Origin of the sequence: Roseateles oligotrophus, assembly GCF_014204525.1 — a bacterium.
Lineage (GTDB): Bacteria > Pseudomonadota > Gammaproteobacteria > Burkholderiales > Burkholderiaceae_C > Paucibacter_A > Paucibacter_A oligotrophus_A.
On the sequence record NZ_JACHLP010000003.1, the window covers coordinates 390,881 to 411,737 of the forward strand.

The window sequence follows — 20,857 nt, forward strand, 5'->3', positions numbered from 1 at the left end:
CGGCCATGCTGAACTGGACGCCGGCGGCCTGGGAGCTGGAGTTCAGCTTCATCCGCGCCAGCGGCCCCGGCGGACAGAACGTCAACAAGGTCAGCAGCGCCGTCCATCTGCGCTTTGACATCCGCCGCTCCAGCCTGCCCGCCCCGGTCAAGGCCAGGCTGCTGCAGCTGGCCGACCAGCGCATCACGCAAGACGGCGTCATCGTCATCAAGGCGCAAGAGTCGCGCAGCCAGGAGCAGAACCGCCTGGACGCCGTGGCCCGCCTGATCGAGCTGGCCGAGGCCGCCGCCCATATCCCCAAGACCCGCCGCGCCACCAAGCCCACTTACGGCTCCCAGCAGCGCCGCCTGCAAGGCAAGGCCTTGCGCAGCGGCATCAAGGCGGGGCGGGGCAAGGTGATCGACTGAAGAAGCGCCCATGCGCCAGGCATGACGTTTGATGCGCCGCCGGCTGCAGCCCATCGCAAAGCGGCGGCATCAAGGCCGGCGCGCGGGCAGACTGCGCTCAAGGTCAAACCAAGGAGCCCCTCATGTCCTTCAGCAACGATTTTGAAAACCTGGCCGATCTGCACCAGCGCGGTCTGCTCAGCGACGAAGAATTCGCCCGCGCCAAGGCCAGGCTGCTGGACGGCATGCCGCAGAGCCCTCGCCAGCCAAAGGCCGCCGGCGATCTGAGTGCTGCACTCAACGCCCTGCGGCGCAGCCGGGACGATCGCTGGCTGGGCGGGGTCTGCGGCGGCCTGGCCCAGATCAGCGGCCTGGCCTCCTGGATCTGGCGCCTGATCTTTCTGGGCCTTTTGTTCTGCAGCGGCACGGGCTTGATCGCCTACCTGCTGCTGTGGCTGGTGCTGCCGGAGGAAAGCGCCACACCACGCCTGGGCTGGAATGGTCATCAGCAGGGCGGCAGCAAGCCCTGAGGACCGGCGCTCAGCGGCGGCCCAGGGCCTAGGCCCTAGGTCAGCGGGCTGGAACACACGATGCGGTTGCGCCCGCCATGCTTGGCCTGGTAGAGCAGCACATCCGCCCGCTGGTAGAGCGAGTCGCTGTCATAACCGGGCTCCCACATGGCACAGCCCACGCTGACGGTCATATGGGGGGCCGTGCCCGAGCCGGCGTGGGGAATCGCCAGGCGCCGCAGCTCCTCGATCAATTCCTGCCCCAGCTCCTGCACGCCGGCCGCCGGGCTGCCGTAGAAGATCAGGGCCATCTCCTCGCCCCCCACCCGGGCCGCCATGTCCAGCGGCCGGCGGGCCAGTTGGTGCAGCAGCTGGGCCAGGGTGCGCAAGGCCTCGTCGCCCATCTGGTGGCCGTAGTAATCGTTGTAGAGCTTGAAGTGGTCGACATCGATCAGCAGCAGGGCCAGGGGCTGGCGCTCGCGCTGAGCCAGGGCGATCAAGGCATCCAGCTGATGCTTGAACATGCGGCGGTTGTAGATGCCGGTCAGCGGGTCGCGGTTGGCCAGCCATTCCAGCTCGCGGCGCAGCATGAATTGCTGGCGCTGGGCATGCTCGCGCAGATAGGCGCCGGTGGCGGCCAGCACGATGGTGGCCCCCATCACCACCACCAGATGCAACTCGACGGCACGGGCCTCGCCCTCCAGCATCAGCACGCTCAAGCCCGCCAGGGTCAGCGTGCAGGCCAGGGCCAGGCCCAGGCTTTGCAAGAGGCTCAGGCCCAGCGGCATGAAGATGCCGATGATCACCAGCAACAGGGCGCTGCGCTCCAACGAGGCCCCCAGGATCTGGTAGCAGATCAGGACCACGCTGGTGCCCAGGCTCAGCGCATACAGCACGGCCATGATGGTCGGGGGCTTGCGAAAGCGTTCCAGCCCCGCAAAGTAGGCCACGGCAATCGCCAGCAGCAACACGGCCATCACCAGGCCCCGCATGATCAGCACCAGCCAGACCTCCCGGGGCCAGCGCGGGTACAGCGCCAGCAGGTTCAGGCGCGGCAGGTCCAGGGCGGAAAACAGCAGCCAGATCAGCGCGGCGCTGACCGAGGTCAGCAGGCTGGCGCGACGCAGCTGGGCGCGCATGCGGCCCTGGTAGATCTCCTCCTGCTCGGTGTCGAAGCGCAGCTCGTGCACAAAGCCCCAGCGCCGCCGGCTGGGCACCTTCAGCACGGCGGCCGGGTCCTGATGCCCGTGGCAGGGTGAATCGGTCTGCTGATCCATGGCAGGCTTGCTGGGACGGCTGCGACCCATCGAATATACGTGGAGACGCCCAGCTTCCAAGCGCCCAGACCGGGCAAATTGCTAACTGCAGATCAGCGCGTGTTTGCAGGCCCGGCGCAGCCAGCTGCCGAGGCTCTGTCACACCGAGGTGCTCAGCCTCAGCCAGGCCTCGGGCAGGCGCTCGTTGACCTGGGTCTCCAGCCATTTGTCGGCGCCGCTCAGGATCAGCAGGCCCAGCAGCAGCAACAAGGCGCCAAACAGCTTCTTGCTCTGCTCGCCATGGCTGAGCACCCATTGACGGACCCGCGCAAAGCCCTGGCGCGAGGCATAGGCCGCCGCCACCAGGGGCAGGGCCGCGCCGAGGCCGAACAGCCCGAGGATCAGGGTGCCGCGCGCGGCCCCGCCCTCGCTGGCCACCAGGCTCAGGGCCGAGCCCAGCAGCGGGCCCGAGCAGGGGCTCCAGACCAGGCCCAGCAAGGCGCCGGTCAGCAGGGCGCCGCGCAGGCTGCCGCCGTCCACGCCCTGGCCCAGGGCGTCGGCCAGGCTGGCCAAGGGTGAGGTCAGACGGCTGAAGCGGGCATTCAGGGCCGGCACCCACAGCACCAGGCCGAAGGCCACGAACAGCCAGGCCGAGGCCATGCGCACCCGGCCCGGGTCCAGGCCCAGGGCATCACCGGCCACACCCAGCAGCAAGCCCATCAGCGCGAAGGACAGCACCATGCCCAGCCCCATCACCAGGGGCGCCGCACGGTTGCGCTGCAGGGCCGAGCCCAGCACCAGGGGCAGGATGGGGAAAACACAGGGCGAGAGCGTGGTCAGGCCGCCGGCCAGCACGCTCAAGCCCAGTTCAGACCAGGCCGCCATGGCTCAGAACGCGCTGCGCAGCGTGGCACGGATATCGTCCGGCGCCGAGCTGCCGATCTGGCGCGCCGTCTCCTTGCTACCGCGGTAGACGATGAAGGTGGACTGGCTGCGCACCTTGAGCTGCTTCTTCAGCTCGCTCTCCTTGTCGTAATCCACCACCCAGACGGTCAGGTCCAGATGCGGTTCGGCCTTCAAGGCCTCCAGGGTCTTGGCCTGGGCCCGGCAAGTCGGGCACCAGCTGGCGTGGAATTGCAGGGCCAGGGGCTGGCCGGCGGCCTGGGCCTTGGCCACGGCGGCGGCGTCATAGGGCTGGACGTTCAAGGCCTGGGCCAGGGAGGCGGCCAGCAGGCCGGCGGCGAGAACGGTGGCAGAGAGAAGCGAGCGTTTTTGCATGACAGAACCCAACAGTAAAACCATGGGTCGCCGCAGCCCCGCCCTTCCTTACACCCGCCGCCGATAGCCCAGCCAGGCCAGCCCCAGCACCAGGGCCGTGAAGGGCAGGATGGGCAGGCCCAAACTCAGCAACTGCGCGGCATCGGCGCCGCGGAACAGCTCGGCCCGCAATGCGCGCAGGAAATGCGTCAGCGGCAGCGCCTCGCCCAGGGCCCGTGCCCAGGCCGGCATGCTCTCGAAGGGAAACAGAAAGCCCGACAGCAGGATGGAGGGTAGATAAAAAAACACCCCCAGCTGCAAGGCCTGCAGCTGGCTGCGCGCCAGCAAGGACAGCGCCAGGCCCAGGCCCAGCTGGCCCAGCATGAAGAGCAGCGCCAGGCCCCAGAGCCAGGGGCTGGCCCAGGGCGTGCCGAACAAGGCGGCCCCCAGGCCTTGCAGCAAGGCATACAGCAGCAGGCCCAGGCCGGCATAGGGTGCCAGCTTGCCGGCCACGATATGGCCGGCGGCCAGCGGCGTGCTGCGCAAGGCGTCCCAGGTGCCGCGCTCCTGCTCGCGCACCACGCAGAGCGCGGCCATCAGGGTCAGCGTCAGCGTCAGGATGACGCCGCTGAGCGCGGGCACCAGATAAGCCCCTGCCGTGCCAGGCAGTGGGTAGCGGCCCTGCAACTCCAGGGCCAGATCCAATGGGCCGCCCAGCCGCAGCGGCAGGGGTTCGGCCTGGGCCTGGGCCAATCTCTGCGCCAGGCGGTGGGCCAGGCCATCACCCAACTGGGCCACCAGGGCCTGGGCGTGGGGATCGGAGAGATCGGCCTCCAGGCGCAGCGGCAAGGCCTGGCCTTGCAGCAGATAGGGCGAAGGCCGGGCCGGCCAGGCCAGCAGCAGGCGCAGCTCGCCGCGCTGCAGCTTGGCGCGGGCCAGCGTGGCGTCCATGGGCGCGTCGGCGATCTGCAAGACATCGCCCTGGCGCAGCCGACCCAGCAAGGCCTGGTTGATTTGCTGATCCAGCGCCGCGTCCCCCGGCACCGCCGGCTGGGGCAAGGCCACCCAGGCAGCCGGCAAGTGCCTGGGGCTGAGCGTGATGGCAAAACCGAACAACAGGATCTGCGCCAGCGGCACACCCAGCAGCAGGCCCAGGGTCAGGCGGTCACGGCGCAGCTGCTGCCACTCCTTGCGCGCCACGGCCGCGAAGCGGCGCCAGTGACGCCGCATCTCGACGGTGCACGAAGACCCCATCATGGCGCTTGCACGCCCGCACGCAACAAGGCCCGCAGGCCGGTGCCCAAGCTGCCATATTCGGCCACCAGCGCCTGCACCGGGCCCTGGAAGCACAGCCGCCCCTGGGCCAGGGCCAGCAGCTGCTGGCATTGCAAGGCGTCCTCGCTGTCATGGCTGCTGACCAGCACGCACACACCCGCAGCCCGCAAGGCCTGGACGCGGGCCCAGATTTGCGCCTTGGCCTCCAGGTCCACGCCGGCCGTGGGCTCGTCCAGCAACAGCAGCCGGGGTGTGGCCAGCAAGCTGGCCGCAAAAGCCACGCGTTGCCGCCAACCGCCCGATAGCTGGCCGACCCGCTGCCCCCACACCGACTGCAGGCCATGGGCCTGCGCCTGCTGCAGGGCGCTTGTAGCGGGCAGGTCCAGCACCTCGGCGCGGAAGTGCAGGTTCTCGGCCACGCTCAGCTCCTCGTACAAGCCGCCTTGCTGAGGCATATAGCCCAGCTGGGCCCGCTGCGCCGCGCGCCGGCCCCATAGCGGCAGACCCAGCACCTCGCCCTCACCCTGCATGCGCAGGCCGGCCTGGCCCTCCAGCAAGCCGGCCAGCAGCTTGAGCAGGCTGGACTTGCCCGCCCCGTTGGCGCCATACAGCAGATAGACCTGGCCGGGCCACAGGCTCAGGCTCAGGCCCTGCAGAAGCTGGCGGCCCGCCCCGCTGCGGCAAGCCAGCTCGCGCAGCCACACGCAGGCCTCAGGCGCGCTCAAGCGCAAAGCCTCCGTAGCTGTACTGGGTGGCCTCGGCGCCCAGAAAAAGCAGGGGCCCCGGCGGGGCCGGGTCGCTCATCAGATGATCCAGCGCGGCCCAGATGCTGGCGCTGCCCAGATTGCCCACCTGGGCCCCATGGCCGCAGACCCGCTCCGGGGGCAGCGCCCATTGCCGCGCCAGCCAGGGCCCGACGGCCCCGCCGGCCTGGTGCGGCACCAGCCAGGCCGCCCGCTCCAGCGCCCAGCCCGCCTGCGCCAGCGCCGCCCGACCCTGCTCCAGCAGGTACAGGCCGTGCAAGGCCACGGCCGCGTAGTCGTGCTCGAACTGCAGCGCGCCGCTGCGCAGCATGGGGCAGTCCGAGCCACCCATGCGCAGGCGCAGGCCGGGCGCCGGCGCCTGCTGGCATTGGCCGAAGAAGACCGCTTGCAGCCAGGGACCGGCCCCGCCCTCGGCTTCATCCGGGCCGATGATGACGGCGGCCGCCCCGTCGCCCATCTGCAAAAAATTGACCCATTGCTCGGGCTGGTCCTGCAGGCTGTAGGGATCAAAAAACACCGAACCCGTCTCCACGCCGACGATGCCCACCGGCGCGCTGCCGGGCTCGGCCGTCAGCGCAAAAGCCAGCTGCAAGGCATTGGCAAAGCCCGTGCAGGCCTGGCGTAACTCCAGATGCGCGCCCTGGTGGCCGACGAGACGGGCGATCTCGGCCGAGCCGCCCGGCAAGAGCAGGGCCGGCGTGCAGCTGTGGCTGATCAGATAGCCCAGCGCATCGGCGCCCAAGCCGGCCCGCCGCTGGGCCGCCTGCAGCGCGCGGGCGGCCAGCTCGGGATTGCGGTCGCCGGGCCGCGGCGCCTCCAGGGCCTGGGCGAAGTCGCGGCAGAGATGGCGGCTTTGCACGCCCAAGCGCCCGGCCAGCACACGGGCCAGCCGGTCTTGGCGCTGGCCGAAGCGCTGCGCCACGATTCGGCACAGATCCTCGGTGGCGATGGCCGGGCCGGGGTAGGCCGAGCCCCAGCCCAGCAGGCGCCGCCGCCCCCGGGCCAGACGCACGCGCCCGGGCCTCATGCCTCGCGAACCTGGGCCAAGGCCTGCAGGCTGGGACGCACCGGCGCCAACAAGGCGTCCAGGCGGGCGCCCAGCTGCTGATTCAGCTCGGCCTGGCGCTGCGGGCTGCAGCCCAGTTGAAAGGCCAGGCCGCGGGCCAGGCGCACATGCCTGGCCTCGTCGCGCCGCAGCCGGCACAAGGCCTGGTGCAGCAGAGGCGCGGCCGCCAGGCCCGCACCCCGGCGTAACAGCGGCTGCAGCAGGCGGCAAACCGCCAGGTCCAGGGCCGCCACCCGCGCCAGATGCTCCTCGGCCCGGGGCGTCTGCAGGCGTTTGAAAAAGAAAGCCAGCTGGCCGCTGCCGATGCGCTCACGCGGCCTGGGCAGTAGCCGCTGCAGATGCTCCAGCAAGGCGGCGTGGCGCCGCTCGTCGGCGGCAATGCCTTGCAGGGTAGGCCCCATCGCGGCCGGCAGCGCCGCCAGCAGGCTGCCGCCAAAGACATGGGCGGCCGACTCCTCACCGCAGGCCAGAAAGGGCAGCAGATCGGCCAGGTCCTGGCGCTGCGCGGGCCCCAGCCCTTCGGCCAAGCCGGGGGGCCAAGCGTCCTCCCCGGCAAGAACCGGGACCGGCGGACGGAAAAAACAGCGGGTGGCAGGGCGGACGGCGGGCGTGGTGAGGTCTGAGCAATAGGGCATGCAGCTTGGTCGCCCCAGGCCTGGATTCCTTACACCGCCGCAGGCCTGCGGGTCGCCACAAAAATACTGCCCAGGCACAAGCCCATGCCCAGCAGCGCCTGCAGGCTGAGCTGCCAGCCTTCCAGGGCGGCCGAGATCATCAGGGCGATGACGGGAATGATGACGCCGGTCAGCGCGGCCCGCGCCGGCCCCTGGCGCTGGGCCAGCTTGAAATACAGCACAAAGGCGATCACCGAGCCGAATACCGAGAGATAGAGCAGGGACAGCAGATAGGACGGCCGCCAGTCAAACCGCAGGCCCACGCCGCTGCCCAGGGCCAGCACGATCAGGAAGAGCGCGCCATAGCCCATGCTCCAGGCCAGGATGGGCAGCAGGGGCAGGCCGCGGCGAGTCAGGGTCAGCGTCAGCACATTGCCGGTGCAGGCCGCCAGCACGGCCAGCAGGCCCAGGCCCAGACCCAGGGCCGCGCTGGGGCGGGCGCCGGTCGAGGCGATCTCGGGCCAGAAAATCATCACCACCCCGGCCACCCCGCCACTGGCCGCCAACAAGAAGCGCCGCGTCACCTGCTGGCCAAAAAAGAGCCGGCCCGACAAGGCATTGCCAAACACCATCAGGCAGAACAACACCGCCACCAGGCCGCTGGGGATGTGACGCTCGGCCTCATAGACCGACCAATAATTGCCGCCGTACTGCACGATGCCGGTGGCCAGCATCAGGCCGTGGGCGCGCCAGGGCAGGCGCAGGCTCTCGCCCCGCCACAAAGCCAGGCCCGCCAGCAGCACGGCGGCCAGAGCAAAGCGCCAGGCCACCGAATTGAGCACCGGCACCGGGGCGGCCAGCTGATAAAGAATCACATGCCAGGTGCTGGCCCACACCAGGGTGGGGCCCCAGAACAGCCAACGGTCGGAGATTGCAGACTTCATGAAACAAGGGGCAAAACAAGCCGCCCGCACGATGCTCCGATCGGCAGGGGCGGCATGAAAAGAAAGGTCAGGCCTGGCGCTTGAAGGCCGATAGCAGCAGGCCCGCCCCGATGAAGAGGCCGCCAAACGTGCGGTTCATCAGCTTGATCTGCTGCGGTGAGCGCAAGGCCTTCAGCACCTTGGCGGCCAGGGCTGTGTAGCCGGCCATCACCACCAGATCGGTGAACACCAGGGTGGCGGAAATCGTCAGGTACTGGGGCAGCAGCGCGTGCTTGAGGTTGAGGAACTGCGGCATCACCGCCAGCAGAAAGACCGTGCCCTTGGGGTTGACGGCGTTCAGCATCCAGCCGCGCAGCACCAGCTGGCGGCGCGTCACCTGCGGGCCCTCGTCCTGCTCGGCCACCAGGGGTTTGGCGGGGGCGCGCCACTGTTGCACCCCCATCCAGATCAGATAGGCCACGCCGGCCCATTTGACGATGGCGAAGCCCAGGCTGGAGGCCGCGATCAGCGCACCCAGGCCCACGCCCACCAGCAGGATCTGCGTCAGTATGCCCAGCACCAGGCCCAGGGTAGTGAAGTAGCCGCGCCTGAAGCCATGGTTCAGGCCCGAACTCATGGCGGCGATGGCGCCGGCCCCGGGTGACAGGCTGATCGCCCAGGACGCCGCGAAAAAGCCCAACCAAACCGAGAAGTCCATGCCGCCCTACTCCATGCAATGAGGGGCAGGTTTTATCACGTCGCGGGCAGCTCGATCAGCGCCCGCTGCAAATCCGCCAAGGTGACGGCCAATACTCCATGAGGCAATGGATAACTGTCAGCGCCAGCGTGTACGACATAGCGCGCCGTGGCTTCGAGATCGGCGGCGGCCAGGTGGAAGCCACGGCTGACCGTGGGCGCGCTGCTGCGCTTGATCTCGATCGCCCAGCGCTGGCCCTGGGGCAGTTCCAGCAGCAGATCGATCTCGGCCCCGGCCGAGCTGCGGTAGAAAAACGCTTGCGTGGCGGGCGGGGCCACGGCCAGCAGGTTCTCGATCACCCAGCCCTCCCAACTGCCGCCCACGACCGGGTGGCCCAGCAGCGCGTCAAGGTCGCCCAGACCCAGCAAGGCATGGGCGAGGCCGCTGTCGCGCACATAGACCTTGGGCGTGCGCACCAGGCGCTTGCCTTCGTTGGCCGCCCAAGGCCGCAACCGGCGCACCAGCATGAGGTCGCAGAGCAGGTCGATATAGCGCGCCACCGTCTGACCGCTGACCGCCAGAGATGCCGCCAGCTTGGCGGCGTTGAGCATCTGGCCCTGCTCATGCGCGAGCATGGTCCACAGCCGACGCAGGGTCTCGGCCGGAATGCGCGGGCCCAGCTGTGGGATGTCGCGCTCCAGATAGGTGGCGATGAATTGCTGACGCCAGCGCAGGCTGGCGGCGTCGCTGGCCGCCATGAAGGACTCGGGGAAGCCGCCGCGCAACCACAGCGCCAGAGACTGGGCTGCGGGCACTTCCACGGTGATCAGGGGCGGCAGTTCCAGATAGGCAATACGGCCGGCCAGGCTTTCGGCCGACTGCGCCAGCAAGGCGCCTGTGGCCGAGCCCAGCAACAAAAACTGGCCGCTGCGTTGCCCGGCGCGGCGGCGCTGATCGATGACGCCACGCAGGGTGGCGAAGAGCTGAGGTGCGCGCTGCACCTCGTCGATGACCAGCAAACGCTCGGCATGGGCGGCGAAGTAGGCGGCCGGGTCGGCCAGCTTGGCGGCATCGGCAGGCGACTCCAGGTCCAGGTACTGCATGGTGGGCAGTTGCTTCGTCAGCGCCAGGGCCAGCGTGGTCTTGCCCACCTGGCGCGGGCCCAGAATGGCCACGGCCGGGAATTCGCTCAGCAGCTGTTGCAGAAAAGGCAGTTGGCGACGAGGGTACATCCTTGCAATTATTCCAACGAGCAGAAGATTTGCAAGGTTTGTTTTTAGATACCCCAAACCTGGCAAGCAGCCTCGCCCGGCGACAATCCGCCCATGGCGACCAAAGACAAATCCATCTACACCTGTTCCGAATGCGGCGGCACCAGTGCCAAATGGCTTGGGCGGTGCCCCAGCTGCGGGGCTTGGAACACCTTGGTAGAGGGCGTGGCCGAGGCCGGCGGGGGCGGCAAGAACCGCTACCAGGCCCTGGCCAAGAGCCAGCCGGTGGCCACCTTGTCCGAGATCGAGGCCACCGATTTCGAGCGCACGCCCACCGGCCAGGAGGAGTTGGACCGGGTGCTGGGCGGCGGCATCGTGGCCGGCGGCGTGGTGCTGATAGGCGGCGACCCGGGCATAGGCAAGTCCACCCTGCTGCTGCAGGCGATCGACCATCTGTCGGCCCAGATGCCGGTGCTTTACGTCAGCGGCGAGGAGTCGGGCGCGCAGATCGCCATGCGCTCGCGCCGCCTGGGCCTGGCGGGAGCCAAGGTGCGGGTGCTGGCCGAGATCAGCCTGGAGAAAATCCTCGCCACGCTGGAGGCCGAGCGGCCCGCTTTCTGCGTCATCGACTCCATCCAGACGGTCTACTCCGAGCACCTGTCTTCGGCCCCCGGCTCGGTGGCCCAGGTGCGCGAATGTGCCGCTCATTTAACGCGTACGGCCAAGGCCACGGGCTGCGCCATGGTGCTGGTGGGCCATGTCACCAAGGAGGGCGCGCTGGCCGGGCCGCGAGTGCTGGAGCACATCGTCGACACGGTGCTCTACTTCGAGGGTGATACCCACAGCAGCTTCCGCCTGGTGCGCGCGATCAAGAACCGCTTTGGCGCCGTCAACGAGATCGGCGTCTTCGCGATGACGGAGAAGGGGCTGAAGGGCGTGGCCAACCCCAGCGCCATTTTCCTCTCCACCCACGGCGAGCCGGTGCCGGGCAGCTGCGTGCTGGTGACGCTGGAGGGCACGCGGCCCCTGCTGGTGGAGCTGCAGGCCCTGGTCGATGCCGGCGGGCCCAATCCACGCCGGCTCTCGGTGGGCTTGGAGAAAGACCGTCTGGCCATGTTGTTAGCCGTGCTGCACCGCCATGCCGGCGTGGCCACCATGGATCAGGATGTGTTCATCAACGCCGTGGGCGGCGTGCGCATCAGCGAGCCGGCGGCCGACTTGGCCGTGCTGCTGGCGATCCAGAGTTCGCTGCGCGGCAAGCCGCTGCCGCGCGGCTTCATCGCCTTTGGCGAGGTGGGCCTGGCGGGCGAGGTGCGGCCGGCGCCGCGCGGCCAGGAGCGGCTGAAGGAGGCCGCCAAGCTGGGTTTCAGCGTGGCCGTCGTGCCCAAGGCGAACGCGCCCAAAAAACCCATCGAGGGGCTGACCGTCCACGCGGTGGAGCGCATCGAGGACGCGATGGAGTCAGTCCGCGGCCTGTGAGCCCATGCCGCCGGCGCTGCCCTGCAACGTCGGCTGGGCCGACATCAGGCGGCGGCCCGCGCGCTTGTTGCGGTACATCGCATCGTCGGCGTATTTGGCCAGGCTCAGCTCGTCCACCCCGTCCTGCGGGTAGAGGGCCAGGCCCAGCGAGCAGGTGATCTCCAGCTTGACCCCGTTCAGCTCCATGGGCAGGGCCACCTGGTTGAAGATCTTCTCCAGCACCAGCTGGGCGGTCTCCGGCGTCACCGGCCCGGTCAGCAGGACGACGAACTCGTCACCGCCGATGCGGCCCACGGTGTCGGTCTCGCGCACCGAGCCGCGGATGCGCTTGGCCACCGTCTGCAAGAGCAGATCCCCCACCGCGTGGCCATGCTGGTCGTTGATGGGCTTGAAGCGGTCCAGGTCCAGCAGGATCAGGCCCAGGCTCTCGTTGTAGCGCCGGGCATTGGCCAGGGCGAAGTGGAAGCGCTCGTCGAAATGTGCGCGGTTGGCCAGCTCGGTGAGCGGATCGTGCAAGGCCATGAAGCGCACCCGTTCCTCGGACTGACGGCGGGTGTTGATGTCCGACAAGGTGCCAATCACGCGCAGCGGCGCCTGCTGATCATCCCGCTCCGCCACCATGCCGCGCGAGAGCACCCAGTTCCACTGCCCCTGCGGGCCGGCCACCCGGTATTCGCTGACCAGGGTGCTGGCCTGGCCGTCCAGACATTGCTGGAACTCGGACTTCACCCGCGCCAGGTCTTGCGGATGGACCCGGGCGCAGAGCAGGCTCAGGTTCGGATCGGCCAAGGCGGGGTCCAGCCCCATGATGGTTTTCCAGCGCAGCGAGCAATGGATATTGCCGCTGCTCAAATCCCATTCCCAGACGCCATCGCCCGCACCCTCCAGGGCAAACGCCCAGCGCCGCTCGCTCTCGCGCACGGCAAGCGTCATGCGCTCGGCCAGCTGTTGGGCGCGGTCGCGCGAGGTCAGCAGCAGCCAGGCCAGCAGGCTCAGCAACACGCTCAAGAGCCCGCCTACCCAGGGCACGGCGCGCAACTCGCCGGCCCCGAAGCGCTCGGCAAACTCGGGCCCGGCGCTCAGGCGCAGCGTCCAGTCCTGGCCCTCCAGATGGAGCCGCCGGTCTTGGCTCTGCTGGCCCGCGGCCGGCGGCTCGCCAAGGGCCAGGGAGGAAGCGCGAAACAGCAGGCGCGCCTCGCTCGCCGGCGCACCGTCGTAAAAAGTCAGGGCCAGGCCGGGCGGAATCTCGGCGTACAGGCCGGCCAGCAGCTCCTGGCTGTTCAGCGCGGCCAGCACCCAGGCGGCGGGGGGCTCGGCCGCCCCGCCATCCAGGCGGCCCGCAAGAGGCCCTTCATGCCAGACCGGCAGCGCCAGCAGATAGCCCTGCCCCCTGCCCAGCTGCAAGGCCTGCAGATCGAGCAGGCCCGAGCAAGTCAGGCGCGCCCGGCCCTGGGCCCGCAACAGCAGGTCTTGCAGCGCCGGCAGCGCCATCAAATCCAGGCCCAGGGCGCGGCGGCTGGGGCTGTGGCCGGGCTCGACCTGCGCGACCCTGAGCCCGCCCGGGCCGCTGCGCGCCACCATCAAGCCCTGCAGGCCGGCGAAATCACTGTCCAGCGGCAAGGCCTGGATATAACGCCGCAAGGCCGCCTCATCGGCCTGGGGCTGGGCCAGCAAAAAACCCTGCACGCCTTGCATCAGCTGGCGCTGCGCGCCCAGCTGCAGCAGGAAGCGCTGGCCCAGGCCACGCATCTCGCTCTCAAAGGCGCGGCGCTGGCTGGCTTGGGTTTGCTGCCACTCGAAACGCCAGTAGCCGAGGGTGAAAAACAGGCCGGCCAGCAGGATGAGCAGGGGCAGGGCGCAGCGTGAGGGCAGCCCCCAGACCCGCACATGCTTCACTAGCCACGCCGGCTTGCCGGACCCCGACATTCGCATCGCCACTCCTTCTTGAATGGCTGGCCCCCCGCGCTTGCGCTGGGGCCGGCCTTGGCGTGGAGCCCCGCAAACCACGCACAATGGCGGTGTTCAAGCACTCCTGCAAGCTTGCAAGAATACGCCAAGACCATGACAAAACAGAAAATTCTTTCACAGCCGCCGGCCGGTTTGGCGGCACTTTTCGAGACGCCGTATTACGCCGTTATGTTCACCAGCCAACGGCGTTCTGGCGATGCGGGCTATGGCGATATGGCCGATCGAATGGTGGCACTTGCCGCCGATCAAACGGGTTATCTCGGCGCCGAGAGCGTGCGCGATGCCGAAGGCCTTGGCATCACTTTGTCCTACTGGCGCAGCGAGGCCGACATCGCCGCCTGGCGCCGCCATGCCGAGCATCAGCTGGCCCGCGAGCAAGGCCGGGCCGATTGGTATGAGCATTACGCCGTGCGCGTGGCCAAGGTGGAACGCAGCTACGGCTGGGCGCGCAGCGACGGCCCGGCCGATCCGCAACCGCCGGCACAGTCCGGGCACGCGGGAGGCCGGTCATGAACCCCTGGATCGGAGGAGCCCTGGCCATCGCCGCCATGTTTGTGGGCGGCGGCCTGTGGGGCTGGAAGGGCGTGATCCTGGCCCTGACGGTGGTGGTGTTCTGGCTGCTGCTGCAGTTCTCGCGCCTGATGCGCTTGATGAAGGCCGCTTCGGAAGGCCCGCTGGGCCAGGTGGACAACGCCGTCATGCTCAATGCCCAGTTGCAGGCCGGCATGCCGGTGGCCGATGTGATCGCCCTGACCCGCAGCCTGGGCAAGAAGCTGGGCAGCGCGCCCGAAACCTTTGGCTGGCAGGACAGCGGCGGCGCCCGCGTCGAGGTGATCGTTAACAAGGGCCGGGTCGAGAGCTGGCGCCTGCTGCGCCTGGAGGCCGGGCAGGCCGAGGCGGCGTGAAAGCCACAGCTCACGCGACGTCACCCGGGTTTCCACGCTGCAAAAATACACGCCCGTTCGCGCCCAATGCCTCAACGCTTGGGGCGGCGTCGGCCCCGGGCGTCCCCCCTATTCCCGACGCGAGGTGACAAGAACGATGAAGCCTTACTCCCTTGTTCTGCGCGGCACTCTGGCCGCCATCGCCCTGGCCGCTGCGGGCGGCATCGGCGCTGCCCGGGCCGCCGATACCTATGCCCAGACCCGCTATCCCATCGTGCTGGTGCATGGCATGTCGGGCTTCGACGCCATCGGCCCGGTGAATTACTTCTACGGCATACCCGATACCTTGCGGGCCAGCGGCGCGGTGGTCTTCACCCCGGCCGTCTCGGCCTTCAACTCCAACGAACAGCGCGGCGAGCAGTTGCTGGCCACGCTGCGCCAGCTCAAGGCGGCCTATGGCTATGACAAGTTCAATCTGATCGGCCACAGCCAGGGCGGCACCACCTCGCGCTATGTGGCGGCGGTGGCGCCCGAGCTGGTGGCCTCGGTCACCACGGTGGGCACGCCGCACCAGGGCAGCAAGGTGGCCGATGCGGTGGCCGGCCTGGCGGGCGCGAGCGGCAGCACGGGCTGGGCCGCCGCCATCGCCAGCGCCCTGGGCCAGGCGATCTCCTGGCTCTCGGGCAACCCCAACCTGCCGCAGAACGCCCTGGGCACGCTGGGCTCGCTGAACACGGCCGGCGCGCAGAGCTTCAACGCCAGCTTCCCGCAAGGCGCCCCGACCTCGCCCTGCGGCCAAGGCCCTGAAGTGGCCAATGGCATCCGTTACTACTCGGTGGGCGGCACGGCGGCCGTGACCAATCTGCTGGATGTGACGGACGGCTTTCTAGGCCTGAGCAGCACGGTCTTCTTGGGCGAGGCCAATGACGGCCTGGTCAGCCGCTGCTCCAGCCATTGGGGCCTGGTGCTGCGCGACGACTACCCCTGGAACCATCTGGACGAGGTCAACCAGGCCTTCGGCCTGCGCGGCTGGTTCACGCCGGACCCGCTGCAGTTCTACCGCTCCCAGGCCAACCGCCTGAAGCTGCTGGGGCTTTGAAGCCATGAAGCAAGCCCCGCAAGCGTCCGGCCGCCAGCGGCTGAGCCTGGGCCTGAGCGTCCTGGGCCTGGGCTTGCTGGGCGGCTTGTGGTGCTGGAGCCCGCTCAGCGAGGCCTCGCACGAGGCGGTGCAACTCAAGGTTCATGCCGACACCGAGCCCAGCGCCGCTGCCGCGCCCAGCGTCGGCTTGGCAAGGCCAATGCCCCCAGCGTCCAGCGCTTTCGCGGATTGGCTGCATCAGCACAGCGTCCTGCGCGGCACCGAGCTGGACGGCGGCTGGGGCCTGGGCGCCAACGGCGACTTGCAGCCCAGCCTGGCGCTGCGCCGCCGCTTCGACTATCTGCTGCAGCTGCAGGGCCAGCGCAGCCTGGACGAAATCGGCGCCTATCTGCGGGAGCTGGCCGGCCAGCAACTCTCCGTCGCCAATGCCGAGGCGGTGATGGCCGTCTGGCGACCGTATCTGCAGCTGCAGCAAAGCCGCTGGCGCCACAGCGTCAATCCGCAAGACCCGAGCACGCTGGCGCCCGCCCTGGCCGAGCAGCAAGAGGCCAGGCGCCGCCTGCTGGGCCCGGCCTGGGCGCACGCGTTTTACGGCGAGGACGAAGGCCAGGTCGCGGCCCTGATCCAGGCCTCGGCCGAGGCCGGTGGCCAGCCCGCGCGGTCGGCCGAACTGATCGACCGCAGCCGCCTGGACGCCGCCGCCCTGGGCCGCCTGCAGGAAGAGGAGGCCGCCCAGGCGCGCTGGCAGGCCCGCCTCAAGGCCGCGGCGGCGCAGCTCCAGGCCCTGCGCCAGGACAGTCAGCTGAGCGAGCTCCAGCGCCGGCAAGCCATCCAGGCCTTGATCGAACAGAGCTTCGAGGGCAGCGAGCGCCTGCGCGCCCGCGCCTTGTTGGGCGCGGGCGGCCCCCCGTAGAATTCGGCTTTCCCCTGAAAGAATCCGACCATGAGCGACGCCAAGTCTGTTGTTGAAGTGACCGCCCACGATGTGCAAGGCCCCGGTGTGGTGGCCTGCCCCAATCCCAAGATGGCGCTGTGGAGCAGCCATCCCAAGGTCTTCATCGACATCAGCCACGACGGCCAGGGCAAATGCCCGTACTGCGGCACGGTCTACCAGCTGAAGGCCGGCGAAGTGCTGCACAGCCACCACTGAGCTCCGCCACCCCATGCACGACCCCAAGGCCCGCAACGCCGCCCTGCTCGCCTCGCCCGAGGACACGGAGCAGCAGTTCTACGAAGCCCTGCAGCAAGCCGATCTGGAGCGGCTGATGGAGGTCTGGGCGGACGAGGAAGACATCTCCTGCGTCCACCCCGGTGGGCCGCGGGTGCTGGGCCGGGGCGCGATACGGGCCGCCTTCGAGACGGTATTCATGCAAGGCGCGATCCCGGTCACGCCGGAGCGGGTGCGTCGCATCAATACCGGCGACACCGCCATCCACCAGGTGCTGGAGCGCGTCCAGGTGCAGGGGCCGCAAGGCCCGCAAAGCGCCTGGGTGATCGCCACCAATGTCTATCTGAAGACCGGCTACGGCTGGCGCCTGGCCGTGCATCACGCCAGCCCCGGCACCGCGCACGACATCCAGGAAGTGGTCGAAGAGCCCTCGGTTCTGCACTGATTCACCGCGGATGGATTACCACGCCCCCTGGTGGCTGCCCGGCGGCCACGCCCAGACCATCTGGCCCGCGCTCTACGCCAAACGCCACCAAGGCCCGCCGCCCCGGTTCAGGCGGGAACGCTGGGACACGCCGGACGGCGACTTCGTCGACGTCGATTTCCTCGCCGCGCCCGCCCGGCCCGACCAGCCCCTGCTGGTGCTCTTCCACGGCTTGGAGGGCAATTCGCAAAGCCAGTATGTGCAGGCCCTGGCCGACCAGGCAGGCGCGCGTGGCTGGGCTTTTGCGATGCCGCATTTCCGCGGCTGTTCGGGCGAGCTGAACCTGGCGCCGCGCGCCTACCACTCGGGCGATTTTGAAGAGGTGGGCTGGATGCTGGCGCGCCTGAAAGCCGCTCACAAAGGCCCGCTGCTGGCCGCCGGTGTCTCGCTGGGCGGCAATGCCTTGCTGCGCTGGGCCGAGGAGATGGGGGCCAGTGCCGCAGCCACGGCCCGCGCTGTCTGCGCCGTCTGCTCGCCGGTGGATCTAACGGCCTCGGGCCATGCCATCGGCCGGGGCTTCAACCGCCAGGTCTATACCCGCATGTTCTTGCGCTCCATGCTGCCCAAGGCCATGCGCAAACTGGCCCAGCACCCGGGCCTGTTCGACGGCGAGCGCCTGCGCGCGGCGCGCGACCTCTACGAGTTCGACAATCTCTTCACCGCTCCGCTGCACGGCTTCCGCAACACCGACGATTACTGGCAGCGCGCCTCGGCCAAGCCGCATCTGCAACAGATCCGCATCCCCGCCCTGCTGCTGAATGCGCGCAACGACCCCTTTGTCCCCGCCGCCTGCCTGCCCACGGTGCGCGAGGCCGGCACCTGGGTCACACTGTGGCAGCCGGCCCAGGGTGGCCATGTGGGCTTCCCGCAGGGCCGGCCACCCGGCCATGTCTTCACCATGCCCCGCCAGGTCTGCGACTGGCTGGGCCAAACCCTTTGAGTCCATGGACCCCATCGTCGAAGCCGCCCTGAAGAAATGGCCCCATGTGCCGCACTGCTACGGCTGGCTGGCCCTGGACGCACGCGGCGACTGGTATATGCGGGACGAGCGCATCCAGGCCGCCGGGCCCTTTCCGAAAGTCAAGGGCAGCCGGGTCACGCACGAAAAGCTGCGCGAATTCATCCAGCGCAATTACGCCCACGACGAGCGCGGCTGCTGGTTCTTCCAGAACGGCCCGCAACGCGTCTATCTGCAGTTGGAGGCCGCGCCCTGGATCTGGCGCCTGGACGAACAGCTGCTGCAGGACGGCACGCTGCGCAGCCACACCGGCCTTGCCACCGTGGCGCTGGCCAGTTATCTGGACGAGCAGGACCGGCTCTTCATCGCCAGTGAGCTGGGCCTGGGCCTGGTCCACAGCCTGGACATGTTGTGGGCGGCCGAGGCCGTGCAGCAAGGCCGGCTGGCCCCGGAATCACGCTTGTTCACCGAACTGCTGAGCGAATTTCAAATCGTCTTGCAGCCCGTGGCGCCAGGCGCCTGAGGGCGGCCAGCAGCGGGCACAAAAAAGCCGAGGCTGAGCTCGGCTTTTTGCATACGGGGGGCGAAGAATCAGTTCGCGGCGGCGGAGGCGGCCGCTGCGGGCTCCTTGGGTTCCTCGAACTTGGCGCCGCCCTGGTTGGCCAGATAGACCACGGCGCGGCTGATTTCGAAGTCGCTGAAATCGCCGCCGCCCTGCGGCGCCATCGCGCCCTTGCCCTTGAGGGCATGGTCCACCAGGGTTGCAAAACCCTGGCCCAGGCGTCCGCCCCAGGCGCCGGCATCGCCCAGCTTGGGTGCACCGGCCGCGCCGGTGGCATGGCAGGCCGCGCACTGGGCCTGGAACACCTGCTCGCCGGTACGCAGCACGGCGGGGCCGCTGGCATCCTTGATCTCGATGCCGCCGATGGGCTGGATGCGAGCCGCCACGGCCATCGCCTCCAGTGCCTCGGTGCCAGCGGCAGGCTTGCTGTCCGCCGTCACGTAATTGGCCAGCATGATGATCGCGACGATGGGAATCACAAAGGCGAAGAACACCGCCCATGCGAGCTGCTTGGGCGTCTTGATCGGCCCGGTGTGCGCATCTTCATCAAAGTGCTGGTTCGCGTGGTCTGGGGTTCCGCTCATGAAATCCTCGTTGGCTCAGGCTGTGGCTGGATGAGGCGCCCGCCATAGCGGCGGCGCAAAACGGCAGCAGTATAAATCGCCAATCGCCCGCAAAAGCCCCGCCGGCAGGGAGCAGACAAACCCTTGTCCTGCGTCAAATCGGGCCGAGCAAAAGGGTCTGCGGCGAACACTGCAGCCATCGGGTTAGAATGCGGCTCTACCCCGGCGACCGTGGTGAAGTGGATATCATTGGGCCCTCCGAAGGCTTAGGCGCAAGTTCGATTCTTGCCGGTCGCACCAAATCAGTGAATCAGGTGGATTCACAAAGAATCAAGCCCCCAAGTGAATCAACGACTTAGGGGCTTTTTCTTTATCAGGTTGCATCACGTTGAAGCTTTACAGCGCAGGCAAGGCGGGGGAACATGCGGGGGAACGAGACGTTATTGATCCCGCATTCTGCCGACCTGTTCCCCCATGCTGACTGATCCTGCCTGCAAACAAGCCACCTGCCCACAAGACAAGCCCCGAGTTCGCCTCGCTGACGAGCGAGGGCTCTACCTTGAAGTCGCCCCCAACGGCTCCAAGCGTTGGTTCTTCAAGTACCGATTCGCTGGGAAAGAAAAGCGCCTAGCTCTGGGCAACTACCCCGAGGTGACTCTGAAGGTGGCGCGTGAAGGCCGCGACGATGCGCGCAAAACAAGGGCAGCAGGCACTGACCCGGTTCAGCAGCGCCAACAAGACAACGCCAACAAGCAGGTCAGCAGCGCCAGCACCTACGAAGCCGTAGCACGAGAGTTCCACTCCATCCAAGCGGCGGCCAAGTGGAGCAGCGGCCACGCCCGCAAGTGGCTACGGACTCAAGAGCTTTACCTGTTCCCCGAGATCGGGACTCTTCCCCTATCAAGCATTCGGGCAGCGGCAATATTGAGGGCGCTCCGCAAGGTGGAGGCCAAAGGCATTGTCAACACGGCGCATGAGCTGCGGACGATGGCGGGCCAAGTATTCCGGCATGGCGTCGTGACCGAACGCTGCGAAAAGAACCCCATAGCCGACCTGAAAGACGCTTTGACGGCACACCATGTCAAGCACTTTGCTGCGGTACTGGACCCTGTGGAGGTGGGGGGGCTGTTGAGGGCCATTGACGGCTACACCGGTCAGCCGGCTACGCGGGCGGCGCTGCAACTGTCCGCGCTGATATTCCAAAGGCCGGGCAACATCCGGGCTATGGAATGGGAATGGATCGACTTGGATGCCGCATTGCTTACGATTCCAGCCCAAAGCATGAAGCTCAAGACCAAGGCCAAAGTGAACGGCAGACCGCACCTTGTTCCTCTGGCGCGGCAGGCAGTGGGAGTACTCAAGGAAATTCAACCGCTCACCGGACACTCGCGCTATGTGTTCCCTGGCGCGCGCGACCACGCCATACCGATGAGTGACGGAACGGTAAACGCAGCGCTTCGTCGATTGGACTTTGGTTCAGACGATCACGTCGCGCATGGCTTCCGTGCCATGGCCCGCACGATGCTTGCCGAGCGCATTGCGGGTATCTCGTCCGACATGGTGGAGGCCCAACTCGGCCATGCCAAGACCGGCGCAAATCCTGGAGCCTATGACCGCGCCGAATATGCAGACCAGCGTCGCCTGATGATGCAGACTTGGGCTGACTATCTGGATCAATTGCGGACTGGGGCGCAAGTTATTCCATTCAAGGCTACATCGGCGCGGTAGGCGCGC

24 protein-coding genes and 1 tRNA gene are annotated in these 20,857 nt (G+C 68.4%); 13 read left to right on the forward strand and 12 right to left on the reverse strand.

Going from position 1 to position 20,857, the window contains the following annotated elements:
* Window positions 1-5: 5 nt before the first annotated feature.
* Window positions 6-407 carry an alternative ribosome rescue aminoacyl-tRNA hydrolase ArfB gene (gene arfB / locus HNP55_RS09380; protein ID WP_184298536.1) on the forward strand — a complete coding sequence of 134 codons (402 nt, stop codon included), beginning with the start codon at window positions 6-8 and terminating at the stop codon, window positions 405-407.
* Window positions 408-529: 122 nt separating this feature from the next.
* A complete protein-coding gene (locus HNP55_RS09385; RefSeq protein ID WP_184298538.1) occupies window positions 530-916 on the forward strand; it encodes a PspC domain-containing protein in 387 nt (128 codons plus the stop codon).
* Between the two features lie 35 nt (window positions 917-951).
* On the opposite strand, the gene HNP55_RS09390 is transcribed toward HNP55_RS09385, so the two are convergent.
* From HNP55_RS09390 to HNP55_RS09435, 10 genes are all read right to left on the reverse strand, one after another.
* The gene (locus HNP55_RS09390; RefSeq protein WP_184298540.1) at window positions 952-2,172 is read right to left on the reverse strand and encodes a sensor domain-containing diguanylate cyclase; all 1,221 of its coding nucleotides are present in this window, start codon (window positions 2,170-2,172) and stop codon (window positions 952-954) included.
* 138 nt (window positions 2,173-2,310) lie between these two features.
* Window positions 2,311-3,036, reverse strand: coding sequence for a cytochrome c biogenesis CcdA family protein (locus HNP55_RS09395; RefSeq protein ID WP_184298542.1), 726 nt, complete (start codon window positions 3,034-3,036; stop codon window positions 2,311-2,313).
* Between the two features lie 3 nt (window positions 3,037-3,039).
* Window positions 3,040-3,429, reverse strand: a complete 390-nt coding sequence (locus tag HNP55_RS09400; RefSeq protein WP_184298544.1) for a thioredoxin family protein — start codon at window positions 3,427-3,429, stop codon at window positions 3,040-3,042.
* Between the two features lie 48 nt (window positions 3,430-3,477).
* Window positions 3,478-4,665, reverse strand: coding sequence for an ABC transporter permease (locus HNP55_RS09405; protein ID WP_184298546.1), 1,188 nt, complete (start codon window positions 4,663-4,665; stop codon window positions 3,478-3,480).
* Window positions 4,662-5,408 carry an ATP-binding cassette domain-containing protein gene (locus HNP55_RS09410; RefSeq protein ID WP_184298548.1) on the reverse strand — a complete coding sequence of 249 codons (747 nt, stop codon included), beginning with the start codon at window positions 5,406-5,408 and terminating at the stop codon, window positions 4,662-4,664. The genes HNP55_RS09405 and HNP55_RS09410 overlap by 4 nt, the downstream gene beginning before the upstream one ends.
* Window positions 5,395-6,474, reverse strand: coding sequence for a 3-oxoacyl-[acyl-carrier-protein] synthase III C-terminal domain-containing protein (locus tag HNP55_RS09415; RefSeq protein WP_184298550.1), 1,080 nt, complete (start codon window positions 6,472-6,474; stop codon window positions 5,395-5,397). Before HNP55_RS09415 ends, HNP55_RS09410 begins: the two co-directional genes overlap by 14 nt.
* A complete protein-coding gene (locus tag HNP55_RS09420; RefSeq protein WP_184298552.1) occupies window positions 6,471-7,040 on the reverse strand; it encodes a 3-oxoacyl-ACP synthase in 570 nt (189 codons plus the stop codon). Before HNP55_RS09420 ends, HNP55_RS09415 begins: the two co-directional genes overlap by 4 nt.
* Window positions 7,041-7,177: 137 nt before the next feature.
* On the reverse strand, window positions 7,178-8,071 hold the full coding sequence (locus HNP55_RS09425) for a DMT family transporter (RefSeq protein ID WP_184298555.1): 894 nt from the start codon (window positions 8,069-8,071) through the stop codon (window positions 7,178-7,180).
* A gap of 67 nt (window positions 8,072-8,138) precedes the next feature.
* The gene (locus HNP55_RS09430; protein ID WP_184298557.1) at window positions 8,139-8,768 is read right to left on the reverse strand and encodes a LysE family transporter; all 630 of its coding nucleotides are present in this window, start codon (window positions 8,766-8,768) and stop codon (window positions 8,139-8,141) included.
* 35 nt (window positions 8,769-8,803) lie between these two features.
* The gene (locus HNP55_RS09435; RefSeq protein WP_184298559.1) at window positions 8,804-9,979 is read right to left on the reverse strand and encodes an ATP-binding protein; all 1,176 of its coding nucleotides are present in this window, start codon (window positions 9,977-9,979) and stop codon (window positions 8,804-8,806) included.
* Between the two features lie 93 nt (window positions 9,980-10,072).
* On the opposite strand from HNP55_RS09435, the gene radA reads away from it, so the two are divergent.
* Window positions 10,073-11,437, forward strand: a complete 1,365-nt coding sequence (radA, locus tag HNP55_RS09440) for a DNA repair protein RadA (RefSeq protein WP_184298561.1) — start codon at window positions 10,073-10,075, stop codon at window positions 11,435-11,437.
* On the opposite strand, the gene HNP55_RS09445 is transcribed toward radA, so the two are convergent.
* The gene (locus tag HNP55_RS09445; protein WP_184298563.1) at window positions 11,420-13,369 is read right to left on the reverse strand and encodes a diguanylate cyclase domain-containing protein; all 1,950 of its coding nucleotides are present in this window, start codon (window positions 13,367-13,369) and stop codon (window positions 11,420-11,422) included. The genes radA and HNP55_RS09445 overlap by 18 nt on opposite strands.
* 108 nt (window positions 13,370-13,477) lie before the next feature.
* On the opposite strand from HNP55_RS09445, the gene HNP55_RS09450 reads away from it, so the two are divergent.
* The 8 genes from HNP55_RS09450 to HNP55_RS09485 all read left to right on the forward strand — a co-directional run bounded on the left by HNP55_RS09450 (window position 13,478) and on the right by HNP55_RS09485 (window position 18,521).
* Entirely contained in the window at window positions 13,478-13,918 is a 441-nt protein-coding gene (locus tag HNP55_RS09450) for an antibiotic biosynthesis monooxygenase (protein ID WP_348648681.1), read from the forward strand.
* Window positions 13,915-14,310 carry a hypothetical protein gene (locus HNP55_RS09455; protein ID WP_184298566.1) on the forward strand — a complete coding sequence of 132 codons (396 nt, stop codon included), beginning with the start codon at window positions 13,915-13,917 and terminating at the stop codon, window positions 14,308-14,310. Before HNP55_RS09450 ends, HNP55_RS09455 begins: the two co-directional genes overlap by 4 nt.
* A gap of 136 nt (window positions 14,311-14,446) precedes the next feature.
* Window positions 14,447-15,388: an esterase/lipase family protein gene (locus tag HNP55_RS09460; protein WP_184298568.1), complete on the forward strand. Its 942-nt coding sequence runs from the start codon at window positions 14,447-14,449 to the stop codon at window positions 15,386-15,388.
* 4 nt (window positions 15,389-15,392) lie between these two features.
* The gene (locus tag HNP55_RS09465; RefSeq protein WP_184298570.1) at window positions 15,393-16,301 is read left to right on the forward strand and encodes a lipase chaperone; all 909 of its coding nucleotides are present in this window, start codon (window positions 15,393-15,395) and stop codon (window positions 16,299-16,301) included.
* 30 nt (window positions 16,302-16,331) lie between these two features.
* A complete protein-coding gene (locus HNP55_RS09470; protein WP_184298572.1) occupies window positions 16,332-16,538 on the forward strand; it encodes a zinc-finger domain-containing protein in 207 nt (68 codons plus the stop codon).
* A gap of 13 nt (window positions 16,539-16,551) precedes the next feature.
* Complete coding sequence (locus tag HNP55_RS09475) at window positions 16,552-17,001, forward strand: YybH family protein (protein WP_184298574.1); 450 nt, start codon at window positions 16,552-16,554, stop codon at window positions 16,999-17,001.
* A gap of 10 nt (window positions 17,002-17,011) precedes the next feature.
* Complete coding sequence (locus HNP55_RS09480; RefSeq protein ID WP_184298576.1) at window positions 17,012-17,980, forward strand: YheT family hydrolase; 969 nt, start codon at window positions 17,012-17,014, stop codon at window positions 17,978-17,980.
* Window positions 17,981-17,984: 4 nt separating this feature from the next.
* Window positions 17,985-18,521, forward strand: coding sequence for a DUF2946 family protein (locus tag HNP55_RS09485; protein WP_184298579.1), 537 nt, complete (start codon window positions 17,985-17,987; stop codon window positions 18,519-18,521).
* Between the two features lie 68 nt (window positions 18,522-18,589).
* Here the strand turns inward: HNP55_RS09485 and HNP55_RS09490 are convergent, their stop codons facing one another.
* On the reverse strand, window positions 18,590-19,144 hold the full coding sequence (locus HNP55_RS09490) for a c-type cytochrome (RefSeq protein ID WP_184298580.1): 555 nt from the start codon (window positions 19,142-19,144) through the stop codon (window positions 18,590-18,592).
* A 204-nt stretch (window positions 19,145-19,348) separates the two neighbouring features.
* Between HNP55_RS09490 and HNP55_RS09495 the strand changes: the two genes are divergently transcribed.
* Both HNP55_RS09495 and HNP55_RS09500 read left to right on the forward strand, forming a co-directional pair.
* Window positions 19,349-19,423: transfer RNA gene (locus HNP55_RS09495), tRNA-Arg, on the forward strand.
* A 174-nt stretch (window positions 19,424-19,597) separates the two neighbouring features.
* Window positions 19,598-20,851: a tyrosine-type recombinase/integrase gene (locus tag HNP55_RS09500; protein WP_184298582.1), complete on the forward strand. Its 1,254-nt coding sequence runs from the start codon at window positions 19,598-19,600 to the stop codon at window positions 20,849-20,851.
* The last annotated feature ends 6 nt before the right edge of the window (window positions 20,852-20,857 follow it).

Coding starts and splice junctions, on each gene's coding strand:
- radA (WP_184298561.1), top strand. CDS start 10,073: ATGGCGACCAAAGACAAATCCATCTACACCTGTTCCGAATGCGGCGGC.
- HNP55_RS09455 (WP_184298566.1), top strand. CDS start 13,915: ATGAACCCCTGGATCGGAGGAGCCCTGGCCATCGCCGCCATGTTTGTG.
- HNP55_RS09500 (WP_184298582.1), top strand. CDS start 19,598: ATGCTGACTGATCCTGCCTGCAAACAAGCCACCTGCCCACAAGACAAG.
- HNP55_RS09470 (WP_184298572.1), top strand. CDS start 16,332: ATGAGCGACGCCAAGTCTGTTGTTGAAGTGACCGCCCACGATGTGCAA.
- arfB (WP_184298536.1), top strand. CDS start 6: ATGCTGAACTGGACGCCGGCGGCCTGGGAGCTGGAGTTCAGCTTCATC.
- HNP55_RS09465 (WP_184298570.1), top strand. CDS start 15,393: ATGAAGCAAGCCCCGCAAGCGTCCGGCCGCCAGCGGCTGAGCCTGGGC.
- HNP55_RS09390 (WP_184298540.1), bottom strand. CDS start 2,172: ATGGATCAGCAGACCGATTCACCCTGCCACGGGCATCAGGACCCGGCC.
- HNP55_RS09485 (WP_184298579.1), top strand. CDS start 17,985: ATGGACCCCATCGTCGAAGCCGCCCTGAAGAAATGGCCCCATGTGCCG.
- HNP55_RS09430 (WP_184298557.1), bottom strand. CDS start 8,768: ATGGACTTCTCGGTTTGGTTGGGCTTTTTCGCGGCGTCCTGGGCGATC.
- HNP55_RS09490 (WP_184298580.1), bottom strand. CDS start 19,144: ATGAGCGGAACCCCAGACCACGCGAACCAGCACTTTGATGAAGATGCG.
- HNP55_RS09400 (WP_184298544.1), bottom strand. CDS start 3,429: ATGCAAAAACGCTCGCTTCTCTCTGCCACCGTTCTCGCCGCCGGCCTG.
- HNP55_RS09425 (WP_184298555.1), bottom strand. CDS start 8,071: ATGAAGTCTGCAATCTCCGACCGTTGGCTGTTCTGGGGCCCCACCCTG.
- HNP55_RS09445 (WP_184298563.1), bottom strand. CDS start 13,369: ATGCGAATGTCGGGGTCCGGCAAGCCGGCGTGGCTAGTGAAGCATGTG.
- HNP55_RS09395 (WP_184298542.1), bottom strand. CDS start 3,036: ATGGCGGCCTGGTCTGAACTGGGCTTGAGCGTGCTGGCCGGCGGCCTG.
- HNP55_RS09415 (WP_184298550.1), bottom strand. CDS start 6,474: ATGAGGCCCGGGCGCGTGCGTCTGGCCCGGGGGCGGCGGCGCCTGCTG.
- HNP55_RS09405 (WP_184298546.1), bottom strand. CDS start 4,665: ATGATGGGGTCTTCGTGCACCGTCGAGATGCGGCGTCACTGGCGCCGC.
- HNP55_RS09385 (WP_184298538.1), top strand. CDS start 530: ATGTCCTTCAGCAACGATTTTGAAAACCTGGCCGATCTGCACCAGCGC.
- HNP55_RS09475 (WP_184298574.1), top strand. CDS start 16,552: ATGCACGACCCCAAGGCCCGCAACGCCGCCCTGCTCGCCTCGCCCGAG.
- HNP55_RS09460 (WP_184298568.1), top strand. CDS start 14,447: ATGAAGCCTTACTCCCTTGTTCTGCGCGGCACTCTGGCCGCCATCGCC.
- HNP55_RS09435 (WP_184298559.1), bottom strand. CDS start 9,979: ATGTACCCTCGTCGCCAACTGCCTTTTCTGCAACAGCTGCTGAGCGAA.
- HNP55_RS09480 (WP_184298576.1), top strand. CDS start 17,012: ATGGATTACCACGCCCCCTGGTGGCTGCCCGGCGGCCACGCCCAGACC.